The 2,684-nt window shown below is 66.9% G+C and carries 3 protein-coding genes; 2 read left to right on the top strand and 1 reads right to left on the bottom strand.

Annotation, left to right across the window (positions count from 1 at the left end; all coding sequences use genetic code 11):
- A partial coding sequence (locus AC1DOC_RS28405; protein ID WP_478130991.1) for a Tex-like N-terminal domain-containing protein occupies positions 1 to 803 on the bottom strand: 803 nt, incomplete at its 3' end.
- A gap of 186 nt (positions 804 to 989) precedes the next feature.
- Here AC1DOC_RS28405 and AC1DOC_RS28400 point away from each other — a divergent pair.
- Both AC1DOC_RS28400 and AC1DOC_RS28395 read left to right on the top strand, forming a co-directional pair.
- The gene (locus AC1DOC_RS28400; protein ID WP_012747978.1) at positions 990 to 1,727 is read left to right on the top strand and encodes a FadR/GntR family transcriptional regulator; all 738 of its coding nucleotides are present in this window, start codon (positions 990 to 992) and stop codon (positions 1,725 to 1,727) included.
- 67 nt (positions 1,728 to 1,794) lie between these two features.
- A complete protein-coding gene (locus AC1DOC_RS28395; protein WP_012747979.1) occupies positions 1,795 to 2,625 on the top strand; it encodes a substrate-binding periplasmic protein in 831 nt (276 codons plus the stop codon).
- The last annotated feature ends 59 nt before the right edge of the window (positions 2,626 to 2,684 follow it).

Below are 2,684 nucleotides of genomic sequence, written 5' to 3'. Positions count from 1 at the left end.
GCGATGCGGCCTTCGGCGACGCTGGGCTTGCCCGGCTCGGGCTCCACCGGCAGCACCAGCTTGGCGTCGAGGATGTCGAGCGCGCGGCCGCGGAACACCGCCAACGCGCGGTGCGACGGCACGCGGCCGATCGGCTCGTCGTAGTCGAAGTAGTCGCGGAACTTGGCGACGTCGGCGTTGTTCTCGTCCTTGCCGGCCATCAGCGTGGACTTGAGCAGGCCTTCGTTCCAGAGCCATTCGCGCAGGCTCTGCACCAGCGCTGCATCCTCGGCCCAGCGTTCGGAAAGGATGTCGCGCACGCCGTCGAGCACGGCGGGAACGGTCGAGAAATCAGGGCCCGGCTTGCCATCGTCGAGCGTGGTGGCGGGCTGCAGGAAGGCCTTGGCTTCCACGGCGGGGTCGAGCGTGGGGTCGGCCAGCAGCTTGTCGGCGAGCGGCTCGATGCCGAACTCGCGCGCGATCTGGCCCTTGGTGCGGCGCTTCTGCTTGAACGGCAGGTACAGGTCCTCGAGCTCCTGCTTGGTCGGCGCGAATTCGATGGCGGCGCGCAGTTCGGGCGTGAGCTTGCCCTGCTCGTCGATGCTCTTCAACACCGCGGCGCGGCGGTCTTCGAGCTCGCGCAGGTACGAAAGGCGCGCCTCGAGCTCGCGCAATTGAATGTCGTCGAGCCCATCGGTCACTTCCTTGCGGTAGCGGGCAATGAACGGAACCGTGGCACCGCCATCGAGCAGTTCGATGGCCGCCTTCACCTGGTGCTCGCCTACCTTGATCTCGGCGGCGAGCTGGCGAATGATTTTTTGCATGTCGGAGGGGATCCCTGGAACTGGCGACGCCGTTCGGACGCCTTGCGGATAAAGCGCGGAAGTTTGCCATAGGGTGCGGCCGCTCCACGCGCTCCGGCGCCCGCGCAAATGCAGGCGCTAGTGGTAAACCACTATGGGCCTAATTGGTATGCCACGCAAAATGTGGTCTAACCACTTTGATCCGCCATGGCCCTCAAGCTCATTCACCCGTCCTCCGAAGCGATGTCGAAAATCGGCCAACCTCCAATGGAGAAGCCGTACCAGCGCCTGGCTGCCAATATCCATGAATTGGTCAAACAGGGTGAGTTTCTGGTCGGYCAGCGGCTGCCCTCCGAACGGGCGCTGGCGGAGCGCTTCGACGTGAGCCGCACCTCGGTGCGCGAGGCCATCATTGCGCTGGAGCTGCAGGGCGTGGTCGAGGTGCGCGGTGGCTCGGGCATCTACATCTGCCAGCCGCAGGACGCGCCCACGCGGCTGCCGGTGGTGCAGGAAACCGGTGCCGGCCCCTTCGAGCTGCTGCGCGCGCGCTGCCTGATCGAGTCCGAGATCGCCTCGCTGGCGGCCACCACGCGCAAGGACGCCGACCTCGACAAGATGTTCGGCGCGCTCGCCACCATGCGCGAGCAGATGCACGACAAGGAAGCCAACGAGGCGGCCGACCGCATGTACCACCTGCACATTGCCGAATCCACCGGCAACAGCGTGCTGCTGCAGACGGTGACGAATCTCTGGGACCAGGCCAAGGGCCCGATCTGGACGCAGATCGAGCAGCACTTCCATTCGCCCGCACTGCGCCTCCAGTCGCAAGACGACCACCAGCGCATCTTTGCCGCGATCGTCTCGGGCGATGCCGAGGCCGCGCGGCTGGCCATGCGGGCGCACCTGGAACGCGTGATCGGCGAGTTCGCCCAGAGCTGGCGCTAGGCACCTGCCCCGCGCGCGGCGGCCCCGGCGCGCCTGACCCTTTCAAAAAAAGACGGAGACACGAACCATGAAGCCCAAACTCGCCCGCGGCCTGGCCGCACTGCTGCTCGCCGGCAGCTTCGGCGCCGTCCAGGCGCAGGAACCGCCCGCGCCCGGCGCGAGCCCGCGCATCGACGCCATCCGCAAGGCCGGCGAACTGCGCGTCGGCGTGCTGCAGAACGCGCCTTGGCTGATCGAGAACACCACCGGCAACGGCGAGCCCTGGAGCGGCCCGGCCTGGCTGCTGGCCAAGGAGTACGCCCGCCTGCTCGGCGTCAAGCTCAGCACGGTGCCGGTGTCGCACGAGACCAAGGTGCCGGTGCTGGCATCGAACCAGGTCGACATGACGATCAGCCCGCTGGGCGAAACGCCCGAGCGCTTGAAGGTGGTCGATTTCGTCGTCTATTCCGCCACCAGCGTGTGCATGTTCGGCCGTGCCGACAACGCCAAGCTGGCCAAGGCCGCATCAGTGGACGACCTCAACCGGCCCGAGGTGACGATCGCCTACTTCACCGGCGGCGCCGAGGAAGGCTGGGTCAAGGAACGCTTTCCCAAGGCCAGGCTGCGCGCCGTGGCCAGCTCCGGCGCCACCGCGCCGGTGGAAGAAATCATGGCGCGCCGCGCCGATGCGGCACCGATCAACCGCGTGCCGTGGGTCGGGCTGCAGCACAAGGTCAAGGGCCTCGCGGTGCTGCCGAAGGAAAACAACTGCCAGAGCAGCACCGAAAAAGCCTCGCCGGTCGGCCTGGCCGTCGACAAGAACCAGCCCGCCTACCTCGAATGGCTGCGGCAGGTCGCCAAGGCCCGCAAGGCGCAGCTCGACGCCGACGAGGCCCGCGTGATCGGCGCACTGAAATAAGCAAGCAAGTCACACATCAAGCCAACAGAAAACCGGAGACCTTCATGCCACACATCCCC

The organism is Variovorax sp. 01T439_2 (genome assembly GCF_056398445.1).
Note: the sequence above shows the minus strand (reverse complement) of the source record. Positions and strands in the feature narration are given on the sequence as shown.

What these genes read in the sequence shown, in the direction of transcription:
- AC1DOC_RS28395 (WP_012747979.1), top strand. Translation starts at nt 1,795, where the DNA reads ATGAAGCCCAAACTCGCCCGCGGCCTGGCCGCACTGCTGCTCGCCGGC.